The sequence below is a fragment of the Microcoleus sp. ARI1-B5 genome (genome assembly GCF_036705795.1).
GTDB lineage: Bacteria > Cyanobacteriota > Cyanobacteriia > Cyanobacteriales > Microcoleaceae > Microcoleus.
The window spans coordinates 231,826-256,173 of record NZ_JAUBVK010000002.1; the positions used below are offsets into that span (position 1 = coordinate 231,826).

Annotated in this window: 22 protein-coding genes and 1 tRNA gene; 8 read left to right on the forward strand and 15 right to left on the reverse strand. The window is 47.1% G+C overall.

The features are described from left to right. Positions 1-16 precede the first annotated feature (16 nt). The 9 genes from QUB63_RS03890 to QUB63_RS03930 all read right to left on the reverse strand — a co-directional run bounded on the left by QUB63_RS03890 (position 17) and on the right by QUB63_RS03930 (position 10,060). On the reverse strand, positions 17-1,777 hold the full coding sequence (locus QUB63_RS03890) for an ATP-binding protein (protein ID WP_332943488.1): 1,761 nt from the start codon (positions 1,775-1,777) through the stop codon (positions 17-19). Next, positions 1,774-2,859: a hypothetical protein gene (locus QUB63_RS03895; protein WP_332943489.1), complete on the reverse strand. Its 1,086-nt coding sequence runs from the start codon at positions 2,857-2,859 to the stop codon at positions 1,774-1,776. Before QUB63_RS03895 ends, QUB63_RS03890 begins: the two co-directional genes overlap by 4 nt. 192 nt (positions 2,860-3,051) lie before the next feature. After that, a tRNA-Val gene (locus QUB63_RS03900) sits at positions 3,052-3,125 on the reverse strand. A gap of 86 nt (positions 3,126-3,211) precedes the next feature. Then, on the reverse strand, positions 3,212-5,284 hold the full coding sequence (locus QUB63_RS03905; protein ID WP_332943490.1) for a serine/threonine-protein kinase: 2,073 nt from the start codon (positions 5,282-5,284) through the stop codon (positions 3,212-3,214). 231 nt (positions 5,285-5,515) lie between these two features. Beyond that, a complete protein-coding gene (locus QUB63_RS03910; protein WP_332943491.1) occupies positions 5,516-5,962 on the reverse strand; it encodes an SRPBCC family protein in 447 nt (148 codons plus the stop codon). A 184-nt stretch (positions 5,963-6,146) separates the two neighbouring features. Further along, positions 6,147-7,583, reverse strand: a complete 1,437-nt coding sequence (gene zds, locus QUB63_RS03915; RefSeq protein ID WP_332943492.1) for a 9,9'-di-cis-zeta-carotene desaturase — start codon at positions 7,581-7,583, stop codon at positions 6,147-6,149. A 61-nt stretch (positions 7,584-7,644) separates the two neighbouring features. Next, on the reverse strand, positions 7,645-8,016 hold the full coding sequence (locus QUB63_RS03920) for a type II toxin-antitoxin system PemK/MazF family toxin (RefSeq protein ID WP_332943493.1): 372 nt from the start codon (positions 8,014-8,016) through the stop codon (positions 7,645-7,647). Next, on the reverse strand, positions 8,006-8,260 hold the full coding sequence (locus tag QUB63_RS03925; RefSeq protein ID WP_332943494.1) for a hypothetical protein: 255 nt from the start codon (positions 8,258-8,260) through the stop codon (positions 8,006-8,008). Before QUB63_RS03925 ends, QUB63_RS03920 begins: the two co-directional genes overlap by 11 nt. A gap of 159 nt (positions 8,261-8,419) precedes the next feature. Continuing rightward, positions 8,420-10,060, reverse strand: a complete 1,641-nt coding sequence (locus QUB63_RS03930; protein WP_332943738.1) for a DUF6930 domain-containing protein — start codon at positions 10,058-10,060, stop codon at positions 8,420-8,422. A gap of 382 nt (positions 10,061-10,442) precedes the next feature. Here QUB63_RS03930 and QUB63_RS03935 point away from each other — a divergent pair, with 382 nt between their 5' ends. The 3 genes from QUB63_RS03935 (at position 10,443) to QUB63_RS03945 (ending at position 11,857) form a co-directional block, all read left to right on the forward strand. Then, positions 10,443-10,796, forward strand: coding sequence for a HesB/IscA family protein (locus tag QUB63_RS03935; protein ID WP_332943495.1), 354 nt, complete (start codon positions 10,443-10,445; stop codon positions 10,794-10,796). A gap of 249 nt (positions 10,797-11,045) precedes the next feature. Next, positions 11,046-11,462 (forward strand): tetratricopeptide repeat protein, encoded by a 417-nt coding sequence (locus QUB63_RS03940; protein ID WP_332943496.1) that lies wholly within the window; start codon positions 11,046-11,048, stop codon positions 11,460-11,462. Between the two features lie 197 nt (positions 11,463-11,659). Beyond that, entirely contained in the window at positions 11,660-11,857 is a 198-nt protein-coding gene (locus QUB63_RS03945) for a hypothetical protein (RefSeq protein WP_293132876.1), read from the forward strand. Positions 11,858-12,198: 341 nt separating this feature from the next. On the opposite strand, the gene QUB63_RS03950 is transcribed toward QUB63_RS03945, so the two are convergent. Next, positions 12,199-13,830 carry a DUF3352 domain-containing protein gene (locus QUB63_RS03950; protein ID WP_332943497.1) on the reverse strand — a complete coding sequence of 544 codons (1,632 nt, stop codon included), beginning with the start codon at positions 13,828-13,830 and terminating at the stop codon, positions 12,199-12,201. Positions 13,831-13,979: 149 nt separating this feature from the next. Here QUB63_RS03950 and thyD point away from each other — a divergent pair, with 149 nt between their 5' ends. Then, the gene (thyD, locus tag QUB63_RS03955; RefSeq protein ID WP_332943498.1) at positions 13,980-14,906 is read left to right on the forward strand and encodes a thylakoid membrane protein ThyD; all 927 of its coding nucleotides are present in this window, start codon (positions 13,980-13,982) and stop codon (positions 14,904-14,906) included. 625 nt (positions 14,907-15,531) lie between these two features. Continuing rightward, positions 15,532-16,386: a formyltetrahydrofolate deformylase gene (gene purU, locus QUB63_RS03960; RefSeq protein ID WP_332943499.1), complete on the forward strand. Its 855-nt coding sequence runs from the start codon at positions 15,532-15,534 to the stop codon at positions 16,384-16,386. Positions 16,387-16,634: 248 nt separating this feature from the next. On the opposite strand, the gene QUB63_RS03965 is transcribed toward purU, so the two are convergent. Further along, entirely contained in the window at positions 16,635-17,537 is a 903-nt protein-coding gene (locus QUB63_RS03965) for a hypothetical protein (RefSeq protein ID WP_332943500.1), read from the reverse strand. A 262-nt stretch (positions 17,538-17,799) separates the two neighbouring features. On the opposite strand from QUB63_RS03965, the gene QUB63_RS03970 reads away from it, so the two are divergent. After that, positions 17,800-18,735: a class I SAM-dependent methyltransferase gene (locus QUB63_RS03970; RefSeq protein ID WP_332943501.1), complete on the forward strand. Its 936-nt coding sequence runs from the start codon at positions 17,800-17,802 to the stop codon at positions 18,733-18,735. 156 nt (positions 18,736-18,891) lie between these two features. Continuing rightward, positions 18,892-19,098, forward strand: coding sequence for a hypothetical protein (locus QUB63_RS03975; RefSeq protein WP_332943502.1), 207 nt, complete (start codon positions 18,892-18,894; stop codon positions 19,096-19,098). Between the two features lie 191 nt (positions 19,099-19,289). Here QUB63_RS03975 and QUB63_RS03980 read toward each other — a convergent pair whose 3' ends face one another. Beyond that, positions 19,290-20,681, reverse strand: a complete 1,392-nt coding sequence (locus tag QUB63_RS03980; RefSeq protein WP_332943503.1) for a cytochrome P450 — start codon at positions 20,679-20,681, stop codon at positions 19,290-19,292. 152 nt (positions 20,682-20,833) lie between these two features. Between QUB63_RS03980 and QUB63_RS03985 the strand changes: the two genes are divergently transcribed. Continuing rightward, positions 20,834-21,220 carry a tautomerase family protein gene (locus QUB63_RS03985; protein ID WP_332943504.1) on the forward strand — a complete coding sequence of 129 codons (387 nt, stop codon included), beginning with the start codon at positions 20,834-20,836 and terminating at the stop codon, positions 21,218-21,220. Between the two features lie 59 nt (positions 21,221-21,279). Here the strand turns inward: QUB63_RS03985 and QUB63_RS03990 are convergent, their stop codons facing one another. The 3 genes from QUB63_RS03990 to QUB63_RS04000 form a co-directional block, all read right to left on the reverse strand. Further along, entirely contained in the window at positions 21,280-21,786 is a 507-nt protein-coding gene (locus QUB63_RS03990) for a MogA/MoaB family molybdenum cofactor biosynthesis protein (protein ID WP_332943739.1), read from the reverse strand. 84 nt (positions 21,787-21,870) lie between these two features. Beyond that, positions 21,871-22,206, reverse strand: coding sequence for a photosystem II reaction center protein Psb28 (psb28, locus tag QUB63_RS03995; RefSeq protein ID WP_332943505.1), 336 nt, complete (start codon positions 22,204-22,206; stop codon positions 21,871-21,873). Between the two features lie 229 nt (positions 22,207-22,435). After that, complete coding sequence (locus QUB63_RS04000; protein WP_332943506.1) at positions 22,436-23,932, reverse strand: DUF1565 domain-containing protein; 1,497 nt, start codon at positions 23,930-23,932, stop codon at positions 22,436-22,438. Positions 23,933-24,348: the final 416 nt, after the last annotated feature.

A 24,348-nucleotide genomic window follows, 5' to 3' on the forward strand; every position in this document is an offset into this window, starting at 1 on the left:
TATGATGTCCTTGCAATTAGAATGGCATTTCTTCTTCCTGTGCCAATAGTTCCTGCTGTGGTTGTTGTGCTTGCTGTAGCTGTTGCTCTTGCTGCTGCAATAACTCCTCAGTAGTAAGCTGAAAAGGCGATAAACGCATTCTGGCATTAACTACTGCTGAAGCACCAAATAGATCGACAAGTGCCTCACCAGGCCCAAAATTCTTGGTCATCGAAATTTGGGCATCTGCGGCTTTCTCTAATGCTCGCTGTGCTTCACTGGCTCGGTTATGCCGATGAATAATGCGAGTGTTTAAATTATTTAAGATATCATCAGGTATTTGAGCAGCACTCTGAACAGCAATTGTAAAAGCAATTTGTCGGCTTCTGCCTTTACGGACTCCTTCACTAAGCACATTACCCATTGCAGAGGCAAACTGCTTGCTACCATTAAAGAGGTCTTGAGCTTCATCAATATGATGCAGGACTGGGAAAGTAATGTGGCGTTGCTCTTTCAGCTCGTAAACTCTCTTCAGCATATAGTTGAGAAACAATCCATAGTCACGTCCTCCACCGGCCTGTCCCACGCGGATAACTAATGCTCTTCCAGTTTGTAATAGAGTAGTAGGATCAAACCATTGTGGTTGCTGAGGGGTCTGAACCAAATTTAACATAGCCGCATTTGGATCGATCCTGATATTTCTATTACCGTTAGAATTCCCTGTTGGACGGATTGGTAGTCCACCGTCAACCCAAGCCGGACGACGATTACGACGGAGCATTTTGCTCACCATAGTTTTGTAAGTTGATGCTTGTTTTCCTGCCAGTCGCTCTCTGGCAGATTCAGGTGGCTGCCAAGAATTTTGGTTGCTAGTGACCCATTGGAAAAAGTCCCTTAGCGTCCAAATTACTGGCTCATTACCATTCTGATTTGCCTGTTGCTCGTCGTCGAATTCTTCTAATAAAGTCTCGAATTCTTCACGTTGGTTTGTTTCATTAGGAGGATAGTACATTACTGCTGCCAGAACTGCTGGATCGAACTCTGAGGCAGGAATAGCAATTGAAGTACCTTGAAAGGCAGTTGATTCCTCTCCCAAGTAGTAAAAATTAGCATTAACTCCTTCAATCCAGGTTGTGTCTTGGTCTGTTTGACCATTCCTATTTAAAATGTCTATTGCATCTTGATTTGGTCTATTAATATGCTGATAATCAGGTTTATGATCGTAAATGATAACCGCAAAGTCCATTTGTAATGCTGCGCGGATGTAATTGGCACAAGAATTAGTTTTTCCGCTCCCTGTTGAACCAGCAATCAAGCTTTGATAAAAAAGAGTTCTGGAATTGACATAAACGCCAATGTTTGTATCGATAATTTGTCCAATTCGATAGCGTTCATCCGCAGGAGGTAAGCTTAGGTATCTGATGATCTCATCTTCTGTTGCTTGTCTGGCAATAGAGCCAATTTGAGGTCGCCGACGCGCGCTACTTGGTGGGTCTTGAGTAATATCTTTAATCAGATTTACCTGGTAAAAATAAACCTCTCGAACTACAACTTCACGAGCGTAGTTATTCTGCTCTAGCTGCTCAAAAGCATTGATGGTCGCGTTATCTTGTGGGCCAAGTGCCGAGCGATTTAAGTTGGCTTGTGGCCCAACAACTTGTCCAAAATAGTTCCTTTGGCTGGCGCGATCTTCAACGATTACAAAATCGTTGGCTGATAATTCTGGCTGATTAAAAGTGTAGCCACAGATTAAACTTAAGTCGGAATTGATTGTGTCAGGAATTTGAATGAGTGTCATCGGTAGTTACCTTCATTTGTAATATCTACTCCCATGCGATAGTTATTGCGTTGGATTTCGCTAATAAAGGAGTGTTTAATTGCCTGGGAGTTGTTGCTTCCTCTGAGATGCCAATCAACAGTTTCAAGCAAAAGCGGGATTTCGTGGTTAATTGTTGGACTAGCATCTTGCCGCAACAAGCTGACTGCGTATGAAAAATCAGCTAGAGCGCATTCAAAGGCAAATGCTTTCTCAGCAGGACGATAAACGACCCGAACATACTGCCCAGACAATGAGCCAATCCAGTTATTAATGCTTCTGTTATCTTGGAACCTTATTTGATATTGTTCTTGGATAGGACACAGGACAAATCCCTCTCCTCGCTCTAAACTCATTGCTGTCCACTTACTCATTGCCCATGAGCTCCCTAAATCTTTGATGACACCAATAAAACGCTTCCCTGTTTGCATCATCCTAGAATAAAGTTCTCGTCCCGAACGCTGAGTAATCAAGTTTTGAGTAAAAACAGGTCCATCTAGTAGCACGGTTTTTTGCTCACAGCAATCAATTGCAAACTCTCTTTCTTTGTATTCCCGAAATGTAGTTGCCCAAGATCCTTTAGTCTCCCGAACTTTGTCTAATTCGTTGCATAAACTAAGCAAATCTTCATTTTTCAATACAATCTCTTCACGTCTTATATAGCGAGTGTCTGTAGTAGTCAAAACAACCTCTGGACTATGGCGAGTCCGACTGGTAATACATCCAACTCCAACGGCATAAAAGGAAGTATTCATTAAGTCAGTAACAGGCAAAACATCTGTGGAATCAATTGCAGCAATTGCTCCACCGCTTAAATCTGCTGCTACTTCTTCATCGGAATCATTACCGTATGTTTGGAAGTCAAATAAAAATTGAGTTGGACTCTTGGCGGATTCCATGAATTGGCGAATCCGACGCTGCACTGCTTCATCAGATTGGTGAACATTCTGGGCAATTGTTTGGTCTGCCGAAAAATCAAGGAAGAAGGTTTCTGAAACTGGGCGTTGATTGGTGAGCGCAGAATCGAATATCCCCTCATCAGGCTGTGTATTTCTATTGGTCATCAAGCATTATCTCCCATACAGATTAAGTATATTCGTTCCGCTTATTGAGTCAGTCTGTCATTTAACTGCTGATGAATCACATTTAACCACATCGGAATTACAGGCTGACATTTATCTAGGAATTAATCGCCCTTACCACACAATCCAACACCACAAACAACAAAACCCGCTACCAGAGCGGGCTTCAGAAGATGGACACAACTGGACTCGAACCAGTGACCCCTACGATGTCAACGTAGTGCTCTAACCAACTGAGCTATGCGTCCTCACGAATTACTAACTTAGCACAACATTCGATCGCCTGTCAAGCATAAATATAAAATTTTTCCAGCAGACACCCACAGCCACCGCCCTAATTCCCAACCCGCCAAATCTTAACAGTTCGATCGCCCGCACCGCTAGCCAAACACCCCCCACCAGCACCAAACGCCACCGACAAAACCTCCCCCCCGTGCCCCGTCAGAAGTTCCAGCAAACCCCCCGTAGCAGCATCCCACAAATAAATCGAACCATCCCGACTCCCCGTCGCCAAAACCCGACCATCCGGGCTTAACGCCACACACAAAACATCCCCAGAATTGTCCCTCATACTCCGCAGCAGCGTACCTCGCCCATCAGCATCCACCCGCCACAGCTTCGCCGTACCGTCCCGACTCCCACTAACCAAAATCGATCCTTCTCCTACTCCCCCCCTTACCAAGGGGGGGCTGGGGGGGGTAGATGCTCCCCCCCTTACCAAGGGGGGGCTGGGGGGGGTAGATGCTCCCCCCCTTACCAAGGGGGGGCTGGGGGGGGTTCCAGCAAATGCGATCGCCCGCACCCAATCCCCGTGCTCTGCTAAAGTACAAATCGATCGACCATTTCGCCAATCCCACAACTGCAAACTCTTATCCCGACTACCACTAGCCAAAAACTCCCCACCAGGACTAAAAGCCACAGCCTCCACCCCACCAGCGTGACCATTCAAAGCCGACATCGGCCTACCCTTATTCAAATTCCACAACTGCACAGTCTTGTCCCGACTCCCCGTCGCCAAAACCTGACCGTCGGGACTGAAGGCCACAGCATAAACCCGATCCTCATGGCCGCGCAAAGCGTACCACCACTTACCCTTATTCAAATCCCAAATTTGAATAGTTTTATCCCGGCCGCCGCTAGCCAAAGTCGCGCCATCAGGACTAAACGCCACACAAGTCACCCAGTCAGAATGACCCGTGAGAGTGTACCACCGCTTACCCGCGTCCAACTTCCACATCTCAATCGTCTTATCCTCACTCCCGCTAGCTAAAGTCGCGCCGTCGGGACTGAAAGCTACCGATGTAACAGCCTGGGAATGCCCTACCAGAGTGTGAACGCACCTCCAAGTAGGCGCGCGTGCGGGAACAACCCGCTGCATCAGCGGCACAGGTATAATAGTGCCTGCAACCGTTGGCGGGACTGCATTCTGCACCGCAGGCGCAGTCTGCGGCACCGAAATTGCTCTTGGCGCCGGAGTCGGGGGAATTTGCGCAGGCGAATGCTGCGGCTGCAAATCTTGGAGAACTTCAGCGACAGATTTGTAGCGGCGACTGAGACTCGGTTCGATCGTTTTGTCGAGGATGCGGCTTAATTTCGGATCGATTTGAACCTTCAAAAAATCTCGCCAAACCCAAACATCTTGATTGATATCGAACAAATCAAACGGAGATATTTGAGTCAGCAAATAAATGCAAGTTACTCCCAAACTGTACAAATCGCTGGCATAAACCGCTTGACCTCGAATTTGTTCCGGCGCGACGAATTCGGGCGAACCGATGACTGTACCTGTTTCTCTCAAACCCTCGACCAGTTTTGCAGCGCCAAAATCAACTAAAACTAATTCCCCAGTTAATGTTGGGTAAGTATAAATAATCGGAGTTTGAGAAATGCGGCGGCGGATAATATTTGGCGGTTTGATGTCTCGGTGAATTACACTGCGATCGTGCACGAACTGCAATACTGGCAATAAATCTTTCAGCAGCCCCAGAATTTGACTTTCGCTGAAAGGGCCAGTCCGCGCCAACTCTTCCTGTAAATTCTGACCTTCTATAAATTCCTGTACCAAATACTGATAGCGTTCCTGCTGAAAGTGCGCCAGCAGTTCGGGAATTTGCGGGTGTTTCCCCAATTCGTCCAGCCGCACTGCTTCTCGGTTGAATAATTCTGCTGCTTTTTCGGCGCTGCTGGTTCCTTGGGATAGGGGGAAAAATTGTTTGATTGCACAGCGCGGTTTCGAGGGTTTGTCTTCGTCAACGGCTAAAAAAGTACGGCCGAAACCGCCTCTACCGAGGGGTTTGATGGCGCGGTAACGCTCTCTGAGCAACAGTTTGGTGCCGCAATTCAGGCAGAATTGAGTTCGATCGGCATTTTGCGGGTTTTGACAGGCGGGGTTTAGGCAATAACTCATACCATTTTCGATTTTCGATTTTCGATTTTCGATCGGGAATGACTGATGACATCCGGGTTGGGAAGTTGCCTGCAGTTGCTTTTTTTTATAAGTGAACCGGGAAGCAATCAGCAGCATATCTCTATGATACTGATGCCGGGGGGCGATCGACCTTCGCGTTACAATTTAAAATTAAAGGACTGAAGTCCTTACTACAAACCAGTTTGTAGTGAGGACTTCAGTCCGCAGCATTTAAGATCTAGCTTTAACATTCAGAGCATACTCTTTAAACCTTTCCAAGTCAGCCTGAATAGTCGATTCAACAACTCGCCCTACAAATGAATTGTCCATCAATTTTGCCAGCCAGCCGGGAACTCCATAAGCCACCGTCAGTTTGACAATGCTGCTGTTTTTGCGATCGTAAAACCGCACCGCACCCCGATTGGGCAAACCGTCTACCGATTCCCACTGAATTATCTGATTCGGCACTAATTTGACAATCCGAGAAAGCCAGCTAAATTCTAACCCGCCTGTGGCGAGTTTCCAGCGAGACAATTCTGGATTTTCTTCGAGAACGCGAACTGAGTCTATCCACTTCATCCAGCGCGGCATTTGCTCTAAGTCAGACCAAAGTTCCCACGCTAATTCGATAGGAATTGCCACTTCTACTTGTACGCTGTGCTCTAACCAATCAGTCATGGGATTTTAGATTTTAGATTTTAGATTTTAGATTGTTTCTTTTTCGTTCTTGTCTCGTTACCAGGCTCTGCCTGGTAACGCATATCCAGAGGCTCTGCCTCGCTTGGACTCTCGAATATCGGGAGGCAGAGCCTCCATATTGGCATTCCCAGGCAGAGCCTGGAAACGAGAGGATAACTAACAACTAATGACTGTAAGCTTCGAGAATTGCCTTAGCCGCTTGATGGCCTGAAAGTGTCGCTCCTTCCATGCTATCAATGTAGTCTTGCTGAGTGTAACTTCCTGCTAGAAAGAAATTAACAACAGGAGTTTTTTGAGCAGGACGGTAAACATCCATTCCCGGTGCTTCGCGATACAAAGATTGAGCTAGCTTAACTACACTGTACCAAGTCATGTTTAATTCCCGTGCTGATGGAAATAAATCCTGAACTTGCTTGAGTACGTGTTGGGCGATCGCCTCATTGCTTTGTTTAATAAACGGATCTCCCGGTGTCAGCACCAACTGCAGCAGCGAGCCTTGTCCTTCTTTATAATAATCCTTGGGACTTGCCAGCGCTAGGTCTGCAAAACAGGAAAAGTCTGCATCTGCTGAATACAGCAAATTATCGATTCCTACAGCATGACTCAACTGTTTGCGCTTGGCTTCATCTTCCAGTTCCGTTACCCAACCGTCGAACCGCAATTGTACTGTAGCAACCGGTACCGCATCTAACTTATAAATGTTGTCAAATTCCGACCATTTGCGCCACGCTGGGGGCAATATTTTTTGAATCCCAGGCACGTCACAGGCAAAAACGTAAGCGTCTGCGGTAATATTTTCTTCTGTTTCGCCGTTAGCTACTACCAGACCTGTCACGCGCGTTTCTTCGGCTTCTTGAAACTGAATTTCTCGCACTCTGCGCCGCGTGTAAATTTTGGTTCCTTTGCTTTCCAAATATTCGACAATTGGTTTGTGCAAATATTCGTTGGGAGAACCGGCCAGCATCCGCATCACAGAGGCTTCGGTTTTAGATGCAAAAAATTGAAAGATTGTCAACATACACCGGGCCGAAATATTTTCGGTATCGATAAAACCCAGTGCGTAGGCGATCGGATTCCACATTCTTTTGAGCGAGTTTTGATTGCCGCCGTGGCTGCGGAACCAGTCAGCAAAGCTGATTTTATCCAAATCGCGGATGGTTTTCATTGCCCCGTCAAAGTCTATCAAACCACGGACGATCGGGCTTGTTCCCAGGGCGATCGCATTTTGAATTTTGTCTTGTACCGATAGCTGGGATGTAGTGAAAAATGCCTTCAATCCGTGCAAAGGTGCGCCCACCGGAAAGCGAAAATCCAAAGAACCAGTTTCGCCGCCTCGATTGATAAAAGTGTGGACGTGTTCTTTGAGGAGCAAATCGTCAAAAGCTCCCACTTTTTTCATCAGGGCAAATAAGTTATAATAGCAGCCGAAGAAGACGTGCAAACCCATTTCAACGTGATTCCCGTCGGGATCTACCCAACTGCTGACTTTGCCGCCGACAAAGGGGCGGGACTCAAAAATTTCTACTTCGTGGCCGGCATCCACTAAATCGACTGCTGTGGTCATTCCAGCCAGTCCCGCACCTGCGATCGCAACCCGCATTTTACAATTCCTTATCCAGTATTTTTACAGATTGTAACAAATTTTAGAGTTTCCACGCTATTCAAAGTGCGTAAATGCCGATCGCCACTTGCACCCCTCTCTGAATTCTTGCCAAAAAATCCGCACTAATTTCACCGTAAGGGCCTTGTTCCAGATAAGTTTGGCGCAAAGCAGACACATTTTCGCAGACAGCTAAAGAATCAGCTTGCAATCCTCCCTCACCTGCCGGAATTAAGATGCGAGTAGGATTATCGACGCCTGTAAGGTTACTTGTGAAAGGAACAACAATCACAGAATCGCTAAACTCGTTGCGGATGTCAGGAGAAACCACAACTACAGGTCTTTTTTTGGTATCTCCTAACTGACGCAAAGCCCTGGAAAGATAAATCTCCCCTTGTCTGGGATAAGTTGTATTTATTGAATTAGAGTCCATCGGCGTTCCATGCTTCCTCTATCTGTTCTTCTACAAAATCAAACCACTCTTTTTCATCCTGAATATCTTCCGGGCTGCGGTTGAGATAAAATTTCCGCAACTTATCTTCTATTTGCTTAGCGTACCAGAGACGGAGAGCTTGTTCGATCGCCTCCGTCCAATTATCAGTAAGCTGGTCTATTTTCTCAGCGAATTCGGCATCTAGGGCGACTAACACTTCTCGCTTTTGAGTATAATTTGACATAATCATTCTCCTGAATAATTTTACAAGTAGGGTGCGCCGAAGAGCACCTTACCTATTACTTTTACATCTTTCCTCTTTCCTCTTTCCTCTTTCCTCTTTCCTCTTACATCTTCCTTCTGTCAACTGTCAACTGTCAACTGTCAACTGTCAACCCTTCCTTCAAAACATCGGCATCAACTGAAGCGGCCCAATTCCCAAGTCTTTAGCAGACACCCAGCGCACCTCAAACAAAGCGATCATATCCTTAAACTGAGGCTGACCGCGAGAAGCACCCATCAACCCTTTAGCAATCACCAAACCGCACCAACCGTTCGTTGATTTACAGCGGCGCTCCCACTTTTTGCGAGCTTCTTGATGCACCGGATCGTTTTCATTAAACTCGCCAAACAAATACAGTTCCCCATTTTTAGTTTGCAAAATACCCAAGTCGTATTCCTCGTCTTGAAAAGGATCTTCGCCCGGATTAAAACAAATTGCCTTCACCCCTCCAGCTTCTTTCAAATCCTGAATCATAGTTTTTGCCTTCGGATTGGAAGTTTGAATCATCACTACCGGCAAACCGTCTCCAGCGGTATTAAGATCGAGTTCTGCACCTTGGTGAAACTGGACACTTCCCCGCAGAAACTCTACGGTTTCCCAAGGTACGGCGCCGAGACTCAAAAATGAATTTTGCGGTACCAAATCGTCCCGCAGCAGTGGCATTTCAAATTCATCACCGTCATCATCACCGTCATCACCAAGCATCTCTAATAATTCGTCGGACACCTCGGGCATCGTCGAAACTTTAACGGATACCTGTTGAGTTTCTCCGTCAGGCTGCGGAACTGGGATGCGGTAGCGGCTGTTGAGCGTGGGAAATGTGTCTGCTCCCAATTTCCGGCGGCTGTTGCGGAAAAAGCGGTGAAATGCTTCGAGAGCAACTAACATCGTCAGGGCTTCTTCTTCGTAAAGAATCGATCGCAATCCTTCTAAAGGATGCAGGTTGCCAAAATTCGGTTCTATTTCCGATGGAGGCAAATCGGCTAAATCAATTTCGTCTTCGTCGTCCTCATCAATATCGCCGGCACTTTCAAAGGTGAGAAACAAACAGTCTTGACCTAAAAAAGCCTGTTCTAAATCTTCAAAAGATTCATCGTTGACGACTCGCTCTCGAAACCGCTTCAAGGATTCTAGAGAGCGGTACAGCAAAACTCCGTAATCCATTCTGCCTTGCCCCAATACCGACACGTAGAGGCTGGCGACATCCCACTGATTGATTTCAATAGATATAATTTGGTGTTCGCTCAAAGTCCGCCACGGAGCATCGTGCCAAATTTGAGCTGCTTTTTCCATCAGCACTTCAGCGTACTGAGGCGGCAACTCGGGAGGCCGATTGACAGCCACCTCTTCCATTCCCCGAAATATTTCGTCAATGAGGGGCAATTCCGGTACGTAGTCAATGGAAATGCCTAAATCTTGAAGTACGCCCCGGAGGTAAAATTGAATTTCTCGGTTTTTGACTACGATTTTTTGGGGGCGGACTGCGGGAGCTGGACTTTGGGGATGTTCCATTGCCCGCAGCAGAGCCCGGACGATCGCCTCGGGGCCGGCATCTGGGCCTACCATGTCCATAGCCCTGACGATGCCTTCAGAGCCGTCCACCCACAGAATGCACTCGCCACCGGCTTCTGGATCGTCGTCGTCCTCTAGCATCATGTGCGAGTCAGCATTTGATAACGGTCGGCGGTCGCCCTCCCACACGCTGGGAATTTGAGGTAAGTTTTGTAGCCGACGAAGAGTAGAGCGATTCAGCGCTGCCATAGAGTAAGCCCGTTGGGTGAAGCATTGTTGCGGTGCCACAAAGGGTCAACCGCTGCTTCTCAATCATAAACCCTATAGGGGGAGAGGACATCAAGCTTGGAAACGAGGCCCCACGGAAATTAAATTTTTCACGGTAAAAATTATTATGCGTTCAGCATCGATCGCAACCCCCCTGACGGTGAGGACTTTCTTAATTCCCCAAACCCTTCTACCTTCTTCCTAATGACCGATGACCGATGACCGATGACCGATGACCGATGACCGATGACCGATGACCGATGACCGATGACCGATGACCGATGACCAATGACTTCTTCCCTGTACAATGGAGGAATAAGATTAAACTCAAGCGCGTTGCACAGTCTCAGGAGTTCGGCAAATTATGACTCAAGCGATTTCCCAACAGCGGGGCATTCTAATGACGGACTCTGCTGTCCGTCAAGTTTTAGCTCTTCGAGAAAAACAAGGTAAAGACCTCTGCTTGCGAGTAGGGGTGCGCCAGGGCGGCTGCTCTGGTATGTCTTACGTGATGGATTTCGCAGACCCCAGCACTGTGAAATCGGACGATGAGGTGTTCGACTACGAAGGTTTTCAGGTAGTTTGCGATCGCAAGAGCATTCTTTATCTCTACGGTTTGGTGCTCGATTTCAGCGATGCCATGATCGGCGGCGGCTTTAAGTTTACCAACCCCAACGCTACTCAAACTTGCGGCTGCGGCAGTTCTTTTTCTGCTTAAATGGGAAAATTGCTTGGGGGCACGGGCATGGGGCATCGGTAATTGGTCTGAAGCTAAATTGCTAACAGTTCACCGACAATGGCGATCGACCATTAGCATCAGATTGGGTTCCTTTATCCCGCACCCAATGCTTTCAAGCAATTATTGAATCCAAAATCCCAAATTGCAGAACCTCGGATTGACTTAGGAGTGTCCCGCACGGATGCTTTCAATCAATTCTTTAATCTAAAATCCAAAATCCAAAATCGAATGACCCCTGAAGAAATGTTTAAAGATGGTTTCGATCGCTACCAAGCTGGCGAAGCCCCTGCTAATCTGATCCCCGTGTTCAAAGAATTGTGCGAGAAATCTCCCAAAAATGGCAATGCCTGGGCTAGCCTCGCGTGGCTCTACCTTTTGGAAAATAAACCCACCTCGGCTCAAAAGGCAGCGAAAACCGCCGTTAAATTGAACCCTCACGACCCCCAAGCTCGCATCAACCTAGCAGTCGCGATCCTCGACCTCAAAGAAAAAGGAGTGCGCCCCCACGTTGAAGTCGCTCAGCAACTCCTGATGGCTTCCGATGAGTTGCTCGACGAAGTTAAAAAAAATTTTGAAGAAGGATTAAGCAGAAAACCGGACTGGAAAAGTCTCGCCCGCGTTAAACAGTGGCTTCTGGAGCCGTAACCGCGCAAACAAGTCGATTGGGTGGCGGGGATCAAGGTAATCGAGTTTGCGGTTTATTACGAGATCGTAATAAATCAATAAATAACTTTATGGAAAACTCAGCAAGCCAGTGCTAGTATTTGAAAACTTAGACGATCGACAAACCGGCACAGCGGTTTTCAGACTTGACTACCATAAATACTAGGAGTTGTAACGACATGAGCACTGACAGCCACGTTAACATCAAACCAGCAACCCGCAACCACAAAGGTTTCTTTATTCAGCCCGCTTCTTACAAGTTGATGAGCATTGATAAATCCGGCTGGGCCTTGATTTGCATGGACAAAGCAGTTTGTCATTATGTAGATCCTGATGACTTGCAATTGCCGAATAAGTCGGGAACGTCTGAAGGTTAATCCAGAAGTTTTGAGAGACATTAAAATGCTTTACTGAAGTAGCTGCCCTCGATTGAGAGGCAGCATCTTTTTTTTGTCAGTTGTCAGTAGTTAGTAGTCAGTTGTCAGTTGTCAGTTGTCCTGCCGTCGGGCCGTCGGGCCGTCGGGCCGTCCTGCCGTCGGGCAGTCATCAGTCATCAGTCAGAATTGTACTGGCTCTAACCAATGTAAGGAAGTTCGGCAACGGATTGTGTAGCGGATGTAACGGATAGAATTCCCAATTACCAATTCCCAATTACCAATTACCAATTACCAATTCCCAATTCCCAATTACCAATTACCAATTACCAATTCCCGATCGCCTAATTGTTAGATTTGAAGGCAAAAAGCATTTCAAGCTGAGCAGTTGTTGGTTGTGTGGAAGCTGTGGCTACGCTGACTCCTCGGAGAGAATTGAGCAATTCAGCGACGGGCGGCGAAACTAAATTTGGCTGTACTGCAAGCAAATAACGGTTGGCCCAGGACATGGTTTTTTCCATATCTATGTAACAGTAACCTTGGTTGGCTTGCGGTAAAGAAGTGGCGATCGCCTGAAAACTCGGACTGCTGCTTAAGGGTTGCGGCGGCGTCGAAGTAATCACATCAACTAAAGGGCCGCCGAAAGCGACAAACACAGAATTTTCATTCAGCCAACCGTGCCCGAATAAAGTGCCTTGCTCGGGTATTTGCCACTCTGTAACCTCTTTCCCCTGCACTTGTCTGGGGGCGACGCTGACTGTGGGATTGCTTTTGGCGATCGCATCGAGCTTTTTCAGGGTTGCTTCCGCTGCGGGGCGATCGCTCGTTTCAAAAATCATCGCCGCCCCCATCCCCAACTGAGACAAAATACCTCGATCCGAACCGATCGCCCCGATCGCAAATTCCCCATTCATCCAACCAAAAACATCACGATCCGCATCCAAATCCAAGCGTTTAAAACTACTTCTCACCTGCTGAATGCCGCTGTCCACTTCCGGGCTATCTTTTGCCTCTGCCGTCGCCTGCGACCAAATGCGATCGAGTCCCTTACCGCCGACTAAAGCAATGGTTTCGCCGGGAAATCTGGGCAACAGTTTCGACGGGAATTGCTTTTGTTGCTGCGCGAATTTAGGATCTAGCTGAGCGATGGTTTTTACTCTCAATCCCGAACTGTCCGCCCCAATTCCCGCAACCATTGACTTGACTTGTTTGAACTGTCCAAGCACTGTCGAAGGCAACTGGAAATCAGCGGGCAAATTAGCTTTTAATTGCTCGATTGCAGCAGGATAGTCAGCAATGTAAATAGTTGCGATCGGATTCGGTACGCCAGCACTCTCGGAAAAAAACTTAGTTGTACTCTTCTGGGTGGCGAGGGAGGGTTGTCCTTTAAAAGTATCGATCGCCAATTCCACAGGCTTTCTCAAAGGAGCCATAACTAATTGGTCGTTCAACAAAGCCACACTGTAGCGCTTGCCGGTTGGCTCTGCAATCTCAGAAATTTTAACTCCTTTATACTCAGTTTCTTGAGTTGTAGCACCAGGCTGAGATTTTAATTTATTCGCAAAATTCCAAGCGCTAATTTTATTTTTGACGCTGACTACAACCAGCAGCTTAGGAGGCTCTGTTTTTGCCCCAGCATCCGGTGGCAGCAAAGCCACCATCACCCCCCCCAGCCACGGCTTTAAGTCCCTCTCAAAGTCGATTTGAGTGCCTGCCAAGCTTTGTTCTTGAAAGGCCTTCAAACCCGCACCGACCAACTTTTGAGCGCCTGGGGTGCCAAATTGCTGCAACTCGGACAGCGCTTGGGGATTGGGGGAGATGAAGGTGGCCATGGTTGCTTCGTCGGGTACAACTTTAGCGCTGTCTTGGGGGTTGGATACTTGTTGGCTCAAACCCTGGAAGTAAAAGTAGACCGCGGCGCTACCTGCTGCGACGGCGGCGGCAGCAATTAGAAGCTTTGGTTTTTTTGCAGGCATTGTTTTTGATCCTCGCGTCCTTTATCAGTTTAATGAAAATAGACTTGGCTTGTGGGGAGGCGATCGAGCTTGCCATTTATTTTTGTATAATTTAAAACGGGTTTGGACGATCGTCTAAACTACTGTTCATGTGCATTGCGGGAAGAAAGATGAAAGTAGCGATCGCGGGAGCAACGGGATTTGTAGGTAGCCGGCTGGTGGAGAAGCTGCAAGCTGCGGGACATCAAACGGTGGTTTTGAGCAGGGATGCGCAGAGGGCGGGGCGAGTTTTTCCGGCTTCGGCTTATCCAAATTTGGAAGTTGTCGCCTACACTCCAGCGGAGTCCGGTGATTGGCTGCATTCGATCGCGGGCTGCGACGCTGTTGTCAATTTAGCTGGGGTGCCGATTGCGGAGGAAAGGTGGACGGCGGCGCGCCAGCAAGCGATTCTCGACAGTCGCAAACTGACGACGGCAAAACTGGTAGAGGCGATCGTCAATGCTAATCCTAGGCCATCTGTGTTTGTGAGCGCATCGGCGATCGGCTACTACGGAACCAGCGAAACCGCTGAGTTTGACGAAAATAGTCCTGCGGGAAACGATTTTTTAGCAGCAGTTTGCAAAGAGTGGGAAGCCGCCGCCCAACCTGCAAAAAATGCAGGCACCAGGCTAGCAATTTTGCGATTGGGAATAGTTTTGGGAATGGGAGGCGCGCTGGCAAAAATGCTGCCACCTTTTAAACTATTTGCGGGCGGCCCGATTGGCACAGGAAAACAGTGGTTTTCTTGGATTCACCGCGAGGATGTGGTTGATTTAATTTTGTACGCCCTGCAAAATCCGCAAGTTGAAGGCGTTTTGAATGCGACAGCGCCGAATCCGGTGCGGATGAATGAATTGTGCCAAACTTTAGGGGAAGTTTTAAGTCGGCCTTCTTGGTTGCCGGTGCCAGGTTTTGCTTTAGAATTGCTCTTGGGAGATGGTGCTAAAGTTGTTTTGGAAGGGCAGAAAGTTTTGCCTAAACAAACTTTGGCTAGCGGTTTTCAATATCAGTATCCGACGCTTAAATTAGCACTGGAAGAGATTTTTGCTGGTAATTAAATCCTTCGTTTTTAGATATCCCTCGTTACCAGGATCTGCCTGGTAACGCAGATCCTGAGGCAGAGCCTCGTTCCTTCAAATGCCTCGTTCCCCGGCTCTCTCTGCCTGGGAACGCAAATGAGCGAGCCTCTGCATCGCTCCTTAAAATAAATCATCCGACTCAACAATCAATCACATCAACAAGCAGCAATCCATCGCGATCGATATAGTTTCGATAACTCGAATATCTCCAACAAGCTGGATCGTCCACATAGCCGCGCTTGACAGGATTATGCGGAAGCTGCTTATCAAGTGATGCAACCGCTATAGCGAGCGATTCAGTATTTCCAAGAACCTCCTGAAGATCGGGAAAAATGCTATGAGATTTTGAGTATCGCAGAACCAAATAAAGTTATTGACGGTATCGATTTACTAGCTCAGGATTTAGGAAAGGAAGCAACAGTCAGGACTTTTAGGGAAGATGTGCAGGATTTTGACTTTCTCTAGTCCGGGAGGTAGAAAAATGGTTTGATGATTGATAAAACTGGGTTTCTGTGTTTTCACTAATGATTTGCGATCGCCATATCGCGCTCACCATGATACAATTAAGTTACAATTCAAAACTTAACACGTTTGTCATTATACCATGACTAGCCCTACTGCAACTCTTTTAATTGCCTGTCCCGATCGCAAAGGGCTTGTCGCCTTACTTGCTAATTTTATCGCCTCCCATAATGGCAATATTATCCACGCCGATCACCATACTGATTTTACCGCAGGATTATTTTTAAGTCGTCTGGAATGGCAATTAGACGGTTTTGACTTAAGCATTGAAGAAATGACAGATGCTTTTAGCGAACTTGCCAAGGATTTACAAGCAAATTGGCAATTGCATTTCTCCCATAATATTCGACGGATCGCGCTCTGGGTAAGCCGTCAAGATCATTGTTTATTAGACTTGATTTGGCGAGAACGCTCTAAAGAAATTAATGGTGAAATTCCCTTAATTCTGAGCAACCATGAAAAGTTAAAGCCCATTGCCGAACAGTATGGTATCGACTTTGAGTATATTCCCATTACTAAAGACAATAAAGCTGTTCAAGAAGCACGACAGTTAGAGATTCTTAAAAATTATAACATTGATTTAGTGGTTTTGGCGAAATATATGCAAATATTGAGTCACGATTTTATGATGAAGTTTCCTAACGTGATTAATATTCACCATTCATTTTTGCCCGCGTTTGTGGGGGCAAATCCCTACGAAAGGGCTTATGAAAGAGGTGTGAAAATTATTGGTGCAACTGCCCACTATGTGACACCCGATTTAGATGCTGGCCCGATTATTGAGCAAGATGTTGTGCGCGTGAGTCACCGCGATGAAGTGTCGGATTTGGTTCGCAAAGGTAAAGATTTAGAAAGGGTTGTTTTGGCAAGGGCGGTGCGATATCATTTACAAAATCGTGTTTTAGTTTATGGCAATCGCACTGTTGTTTTTGCGTAAATTTTAGACCTGACTCGCGATCGCATTTTTCCGTTGACTTCACAGGTAACGTTTTTTATCTGACGAGAAAAGTCGCAGGGAGACCAAAGAAACCGGGTTTTTTGCCTGATTGGCGGGCTGCAACGAAGAATTTTCGTAAAAAACCAGGTTTCTCGCCACCATTTCGTCTAATAAGCCGAATCAAATAAGCAATCCTGGGAATGCGAGGTGCATGAAATAGCTCCTCGCATTTTATTCATCGCAGCAGCTTACATTCGGGCGAATAATGTTTCAGCGTAAGCTCGATCGATCAATTGGCGAGCCACCGTCTGAATTCCCGTATGTTCGTAATAATTGGTACTCATGTCCAAAAACGCGGCGACATAATCCAATTTGTCATCGGTAACATCAACGTATTGCTTGAGATTGCCTAAAACTGTGGCGGGAGTTAAGCCGCGAGACTGCACTAAATTGTTCATCCAACCTTGGGCTGAGGCGAAAGTTGCTGTCACGAATCCGAACTTTTGTGCATTATTTGCGCCGGGAATTAGGTTGCTGATATTTTGGAATGTTGAGTTTTGCTGCAAGCTTGAAGCGTTCAATCCGCCTAGGGTATTTTGCGCTACTCGAATGAAGTCCGGGCCGAGGGGAATTAAACCGTCAGCGCATACTAATGCAGCCATCCGCATCAGAGATTCGCCTTTGTATTCTGATAAGTAATTAGCAAAGCTTCCCGCGTTGTTAAGGGAAATTTTGTTAAGTTTGCAGAAGACTATGAGCTCGATCGCCACTTTGATGCACAAGTCGATCGTTTGAGTGGTGTCAGCCTTGGGAGTCAGGCGGCTCATAAACGACAGAAAGCCGATTTTTTCGCCGATTTTATTCGCCATAGCGGCGGCGCCTAACGCACTGTCGGCGCTGTCTGCTAGCTGGTAAAGCCTGACTGCGCCTTGATAGGGCTCGTTGGAGTTGGCGTAAAGCTCGATCGCCCGGGCGCGAATTTTTTGCACTAATTTGCGATCGGTTTCCCCTGTGACAGCTTGAATAGTATTGTCAAAACCAGATAAATTGTTCCACTCTCCCGGAACCACAAAATCCAGGGATTTGAGCATCATCACAGTAATCCCAGAAGACGGCAAATTGTCAACCAATTCCACAATTGATTTGCTCACAACAAACTCCTAAATAGCCATATTTGATAGTGTTCTTCCAAATACTCCAACTTGGGCAAATCCGATTCCAGATTCCCCCGTAATATCATCTGGGATCAAAGGATCGCATTCAGATTGGTTCGATCGTTCGGAATGCGAATCCTTTCTTTGATGCGGACTCGCATTCCGAACGATCGAACCTTGTAAAGTTTAATTATATCAACTCGGTAAAAATCACCGAGATGTGTTAAAATCGATGGCGCAAAATAGAAACATATAAAATATGACTGTTGCAGCTAACAAAACTCCGGGATTAGCTTCGCGTTTAGTAAATGGCGTACTCTCCATCAAGCCTTTGGCCGCTCTAGCCAAGCACCAAGCGCGGGAAATGATGATAAACAGAGCTGAAAAAATAGGAGTGCATTGGCGAGAAGAAGCGCAAGCACTTTTGTCCCGGAATTGGGATGCAGAATTGCTCAGCGTAGAAAATCCAGATTTGGTTTACCCTCCATATTATCTAACTTCATTCCACGCTTATGAAAAAGGTAATATGAGTTGGGAAGCTGCTACAGAAGTTGAAGTTGCAGCCCGTGCAGTTCATGCCGGAATTTGGCCGGAAGCCGGTGCAGAAGGCGATGCTAAACTCCGCGCCAGCTATCACGAAATTGTCAAAGCTCAAATTTCTTCTTCGCCGCAAGATATTGTGGATTTGGGATGCAGTGTGGGAATGAGTACCTTTGCGCTTGGGAATGTTTACCCGGAAGCAAAGATGACTGGGGTGGATTTGTCCCCTTATTTTTTGTCGGTTGCTCAATACCGTTCCCAACAGCGAGAAGCGGAATTTTATAATCAAAAATCTCCGACTTGGGTGCACGCTGCTGCTGAATCTACTGGTTTACCTGCGGCTAGTTTTGATTTAGTTTCTATTTGTCTCGTTTGTCACGAATTGCCGCAGAAAGCTTCTAAAGAAGTATTCCGGGAAGCGAGGCGCTTGCTGCGTGTTGGCGGACATTTGACAATTATGGATATGAATCCTCAGTCTGAAGTTTATGCCAAAATGCCTCCTTATATTTTGACTTTGCTCAAGAGTACGGAGCCTTATTTGGATCAGTATTTTGGGTTGGATATTGACCAAGCTTTGGTAGATTCCGGTTTTGCACAGCCGACAATCACTTGCAATACCGTCCGACACCGGACTATTGTTGCTGAGGCGATATAGCGGTTTTTAGGTGACTTTAGTACAAATGCTCGGATAGGACACGGCAGTGCCGTGTCTCTACTGTATGGGATTCGATCGCCAATCTGGTAAAATTAACGGTCAGACAGCGGTCTTAGGTAGAAGATTCTGAAAAAACCGTAAATTAAGGATATCTTGATGAACCCGACAGATCCTTCTCAACACGTCATCGATTGTTTGCAGACGATTTTGGATTCTACGGCCTCGAAAAATTACCAGCTTTTTACAACTGTAGGCGATGCTGGCTACAAAGCGGCGATTACACAAGAAATGTTTGAAGATGTTAGCTATCGGCTCGGTTCGCGCCTGCAAAACGGATATTCAATTACTTATTTTGGCGAGTGAAAACAAGGTGATTCTCAGATTTATTTGTGGAAGCTGAGTTTTGCAGATGGTGGAGATGAATTTGTGGCACAGATGACCATGAATAAAGACAAAGTTGCTGGGATTTTTATCGCTTGATGTCACCTTGAGGTTGGTAGTGAGGAATGCGAGTCCTCAAAAAACTATGAGGACACAAGTCCGAACGATCGAACTTATTTAATTGTGGTTTTGACTGCGGACTTGATATTAGAAGATAACCGATCGCCCACAACGGTTAATCGAAACCGCTCCGGCGGTACAAACGTGATTCCCCGGCGGGCTGGACGAATTGGCCGATCGATATTTGAGACAAACTCGCGCCCTGACAACACGGTTGCTAACACCAGTTTCATCTCAAACATCGACAACGCCATGCCGATGCAGCTTCGACTCCCGCCGCCAAACGGTAAAAATTCCGCGGCGGAAAACTTGCGATCTAAAAAGCGATCGGGATTAAACCCGGCCGGATTTTCGTAGGTTTCAGGGCGGCGGTGCGCTAAATACACGCAGGGGATTAAAATCGTTCCCGGTTGATAGGTATAGCCTTCGAGTTCGATCGCCCTTTTTACCTTGCGCGGCTGCGAAATTAACGCAATCGGATAAACCCGCAGCGCTTCTTTGCAAACTGCGGTTAAATACGGCGACTGCGAAAGCGATCTCGGATCGGGATTTGAGCCTAATTCATCCAATTCGGCGCGCAACTTAGCCAGACATTCGGGATGCTGATGCAGCCAGTAAAATGCCCAGGTCAATGCAGATCCAGTGGTTTCGTGTCCCAACAACAACAGCGTCATCAACTGATCGCGCAATTCTCGATCGCCAATGGATTCGCCTGCTTCGTCGCGCGCCACCATCAATACTGACAGAATATCCGTGGCTGACGCATTCAGGGAATGCGATCGCCTCTCGGCAATTTCCGCATAAATTAGCGAGTCAATCTGTGCCATTTGCTGCAAAAACTGCCCCCACGGACTCCAAGAGCCGAAATTTTGCTGCAACGGCGCAAAGAAAAATTGGATTGAGTACAGCTCAGAGGTAATTGCTTCTAAAAGTTTGCCCAGCAACTGTTTGAGGCGATCGTAGCGCTCTCCAGGCACCAATCCGAAGACAACTTGCAGGATTACTTGCAGCGAAATTTCCGACATTTCTTGACGCACGGCGATCGCATTTCCGGCTTTCCAATCCAGTGTTTGCTTTCGCGTCAAGTCAACTATCAAATGCCCTTGACTGTGCAACTGTTCCCGATGTAGCGCCGGCATTAATAGCTGCCGCTGTCGCAGGTGTCGCGGGCCTTCGTTCATAATTAGGGATTCATTTCCTACCAGCGGGCGAAATACGTTGGTGACTTTGCCGAATTCAAAGGCATCGGCGAAGGTGGTAAACACGGCTTGAATGGCTTCTGGACGGCCTAGAAACACGACGGGGGGCGAGCCTGGCCCTAACACGCGGGCGCTAAATGTATCGCCGTATTTGGCAGAATAGCGATCGAAAAAGGCGATCGGATCGGCTACCAGCGAAAGCGTTTGGAACAAAGCGGGAGAACGAGCTCCGGTAGGCAACGTCATTGCAAAAATTGGCGATACACAATATTTCTAGTGTATTTTGACATACTGGGAAGTCGATCGACCGCAGGCACTCTGAAATTTATCTGCGATCGATCGACAACTTAACGCGAGGCAATTAATTTTAATATATAGTTGTTGCGATACAGAGGATTATGGTACAGGTTAAAATCTCCGGCTTGAGAGAGCATCTCGATCCCATTAAGCCGCAACTCTCTGATGTGATTAATTCCTGTGTGATAGATGCACTCGAGTATCCACCCGATAAACGTTCGCACCGATTCTTTCCGTTCGACTCCTGTGATTTCTTCTACCCTGCGGGGCGGACAGAACGTTACACGATTGTTGAGGTGAGCATGATTGAAGGACGCAGTGTTGAGGCGAAAAAGCAGTTGATTCGTTTATTGTTTGAGCGATTACAGCCATTGGGAATTTCCACACAGGATTTAGAAATCACGATTTTTGAGAATCCCAAGCATAATTGGGGTTTTCGAGGCTTACCCGGTGACGAACATCAACTCAACTATAAAATCGAGGTGTAGCCGATCGACCTTAATCGATCGCAAGGCGGGCGATCGGCTAAAAGCTCGATCGCCCGCCCTTAACCTCCCCGCAACTGCTGCACCAAGTGAACTAACTCAGGTAAAATTAGCTTTTCCACAGCTAGTTTCACCCCATTGCTAGAGCCTGGAAGAGAAAAGACTAACTTGCCTTGATACACGCCTGCAACAGCGCGAGAGGCGATCGCCCTCGAACCAATTTCTTGATAGCTCAAAAACCGAAATATCTCCCCAAATCCCGGTAAAATCCTGTCGAGCAAACTCTCCATCACATCGTAAGTAGTATCTCGGGGAGAAATACCCGTCCCGCCGTTAAAAATGATTGCATCCACATCTTCGCGCTGGGAAAACGCCTGCATTTGCAATACAATTTTTGCCGCATCATCTTTAACAACAGTGTAAGCTACCACAGAGTGACCTGCATCTTTTAGCAGCTTCTTCGTTAACAAGCCGCTATTGTCTGTTTCAGCCGAGCGCGTGTCGCTAACAGTAATGATAGCGCAATTTACGGTTATTTTAGATAAATCGGGGTGAGGAATTTGGGTCATAGTTTCTTGTCGTAAGTAATCGGCAACCGGCAACCAGCGATCGGCTTTCTTACCAATTACCAATTACCAATTACCAACTACCCATTATGCCTTGTTAAATCCTAAGCCGTTTGCTTCCGAGTAGCGTTCCATGAAACGCATAAAGCGTTCCCATTCTGCGGAACTTCTCATGAGATAAAGAGCTTCCAAACCCGCAGGCTGACCGTTGATGAACTTCGCCTTGACCTCGCGAGTCAGGAGTTCGCCTTCTTCGTCGATCATGTACATTCCAGTAATATCTTGGGTACTGCTGTTGCTGAGAGATTTGGGATTTTCAAACAGAAACGTGGCAGTGCCTTGCTCTCCGCTTTTGGAACGGGTTAGGCGCACTTCGGGTACAGCATCTTCGTCTATACCCCGGGAGAATTGAATTTTAGCCATAATCTGACAGTCGAACCTTAAAGATTGCTGAATTTCTTAATTTTTTAATCATAAAACGATTCGGGTACTCGGAAGTCGAGACTTACCAGAGAGATCGGGGAGAGAGAGGGGGAGCCAGAGAAGGGGAAGGGGAGACGAGTTGGTTATTGGTAAGCTGTTGGGGATTTAAATTGTATGTTTCCATGCCCGATCGAAACTCGTCAGCTCTGCTCCCCCTCTGGCAATAGGTTTAGACGATGTAGGGAGAGTTAATGGCTTGTGCTCGGTTTGTAGCTACCAGAGTTTGGTAGACGAGGGCGGATATCTCGCCGCGGGTGATATCGCGGGCGGGGGACAGCTTGTCGCGGGCGGGATAGTTGACGACGATTTTGCGCTCTGTGGCGGTGGCGATGGAGTCGGTGGCAAAACTGGGAATCAAAGCCCGATCGGCATAAACGCTCAAAGAATTGGGATTGCCGCCCGCAAACTGCAAGCCGTTTACCAAAGATACGATCGCCTGAGCTCTAGTCAAATTCTGCTCCGGGCGAAACGTGCTGTCGGGGTATCCAGCCAAAAACCCACCTCGATTAGCTTTGACGATCGCACTTTGGGCCCAAAAATCCGGCGCCACATCCTTAAAAACCGTCGCCTCGCGGCGCGGCGCCAACTCAAACGCCTTCGCAAGCATTGCCGCATACTCAGCCCTAGTTAAACTCCGATCGGGTTTAAAAGTACCGTCGGGAAACCCGTTAACAATATTCATCTTAGCAAGGCGATCGATAAAATCCTTCGCCCAGTGCGTGCTGGTGTCGCTGAAATTTACGCCCCCAGGAGTCGGAGTTGGTGTCGGAGTTGGTGTCGGAGTTGGTGTTGGAGTTGGCGTCACATTGCCCAAATCAAATAAACCTTTCACCCGCGAAGGATTGAGCTGATTTCCCAACGCAGAAATTTTCACCCCAGTCGCGTTTTGCAAATCAAATTCGCCGTTATTGGCAAATATATTTCCTCCCAAATCTTGAGCCGTACCAAGATCCGGCAGCGATTTGCCCACCGCAGTTAAACCATCTTCGGTATTTTTTTCAATGCGATTCTTGCGCAAAACCGGCTTAGAGTCCCCCGCTAAAACGATACCGGAGCGATTTGCCAAAATTTGGTTATCAACAATCAAAGGAGCCGACTGAGCTTGCAGAGAAATGCCGAAACCGGTATTTTGAAAAAGATTGCGCCGCATTACGCCTTTAGCACTTCCAGCCAAGATCGCGCCAGCCGCCGAGTTTTCTACAAATCTGTTGTCGAGAATCGCAGGATTAGCGGTGCCCGTGGCAAAAATGCCTTCGCGCTTGCAAAGCGTGAAAGTGCAATTAGCCACAGTGGGAGAAGTTGACTCAATCCAGACTCCCGTGCCGCGACTATCCAAATTAGTGACAGTTACTCCCCGCAATTCGGCATCGGTTGCTAGCAGTATAGTGATATTTTGACCCGCAGCGCTGGGACTGACAAATTTGCCGCTTCCTTGAATCAGAGTGCCGCTTCCTTTGTTGGCTTCATTGCCGGTAACTTTGACTCCTGAGGGAATTTCTAAGGGGAATTGTTCGCCGCTGGCTGCGCTGTAAGTTCCCGGTGCTAGCTGAATAACTGTTCCGGATGCAGCGGAGTTGATCGCGCGGGCGATCGTTTTGAAAGGAGCCGATTGGCTGCCGGCTGCTCCATCGCTGCCTGTTTGCGGGTTGACGTAAAGTGTTGCCATGTTTTTGCTGTATGGATAATTTGCGATTCCCTTCGGGATAGCTTCGCTTAACGAGCCTTTATGCACTTTTCATTCTCTACCAAGCTGGCCCCGGATCTATATTTGCGTTTAATTTCGGAGATTATTTACTTGCACGATATCCGCCACGTCACCCCTCGGGAGCGACAACCCGCAGGGGGGATTGCCCCTACAAAACAGTAATAGGATTTGAGATTTTAGATTTGAGATTTTAGATTTGAATAATTTGGCATGATATCATGCCCGAACAGAACAAGCACAATAAATTTGGTGTCGATCGTTCGGACTTCAGTCCTCAGAAGTTTCATGAGGACTGAAGTCCGAACGATCAAACGTTATAACGGTTATTATTTTCCTCAACTATTGCGGTTTATTTATCTTTATACACTAAATAAAAA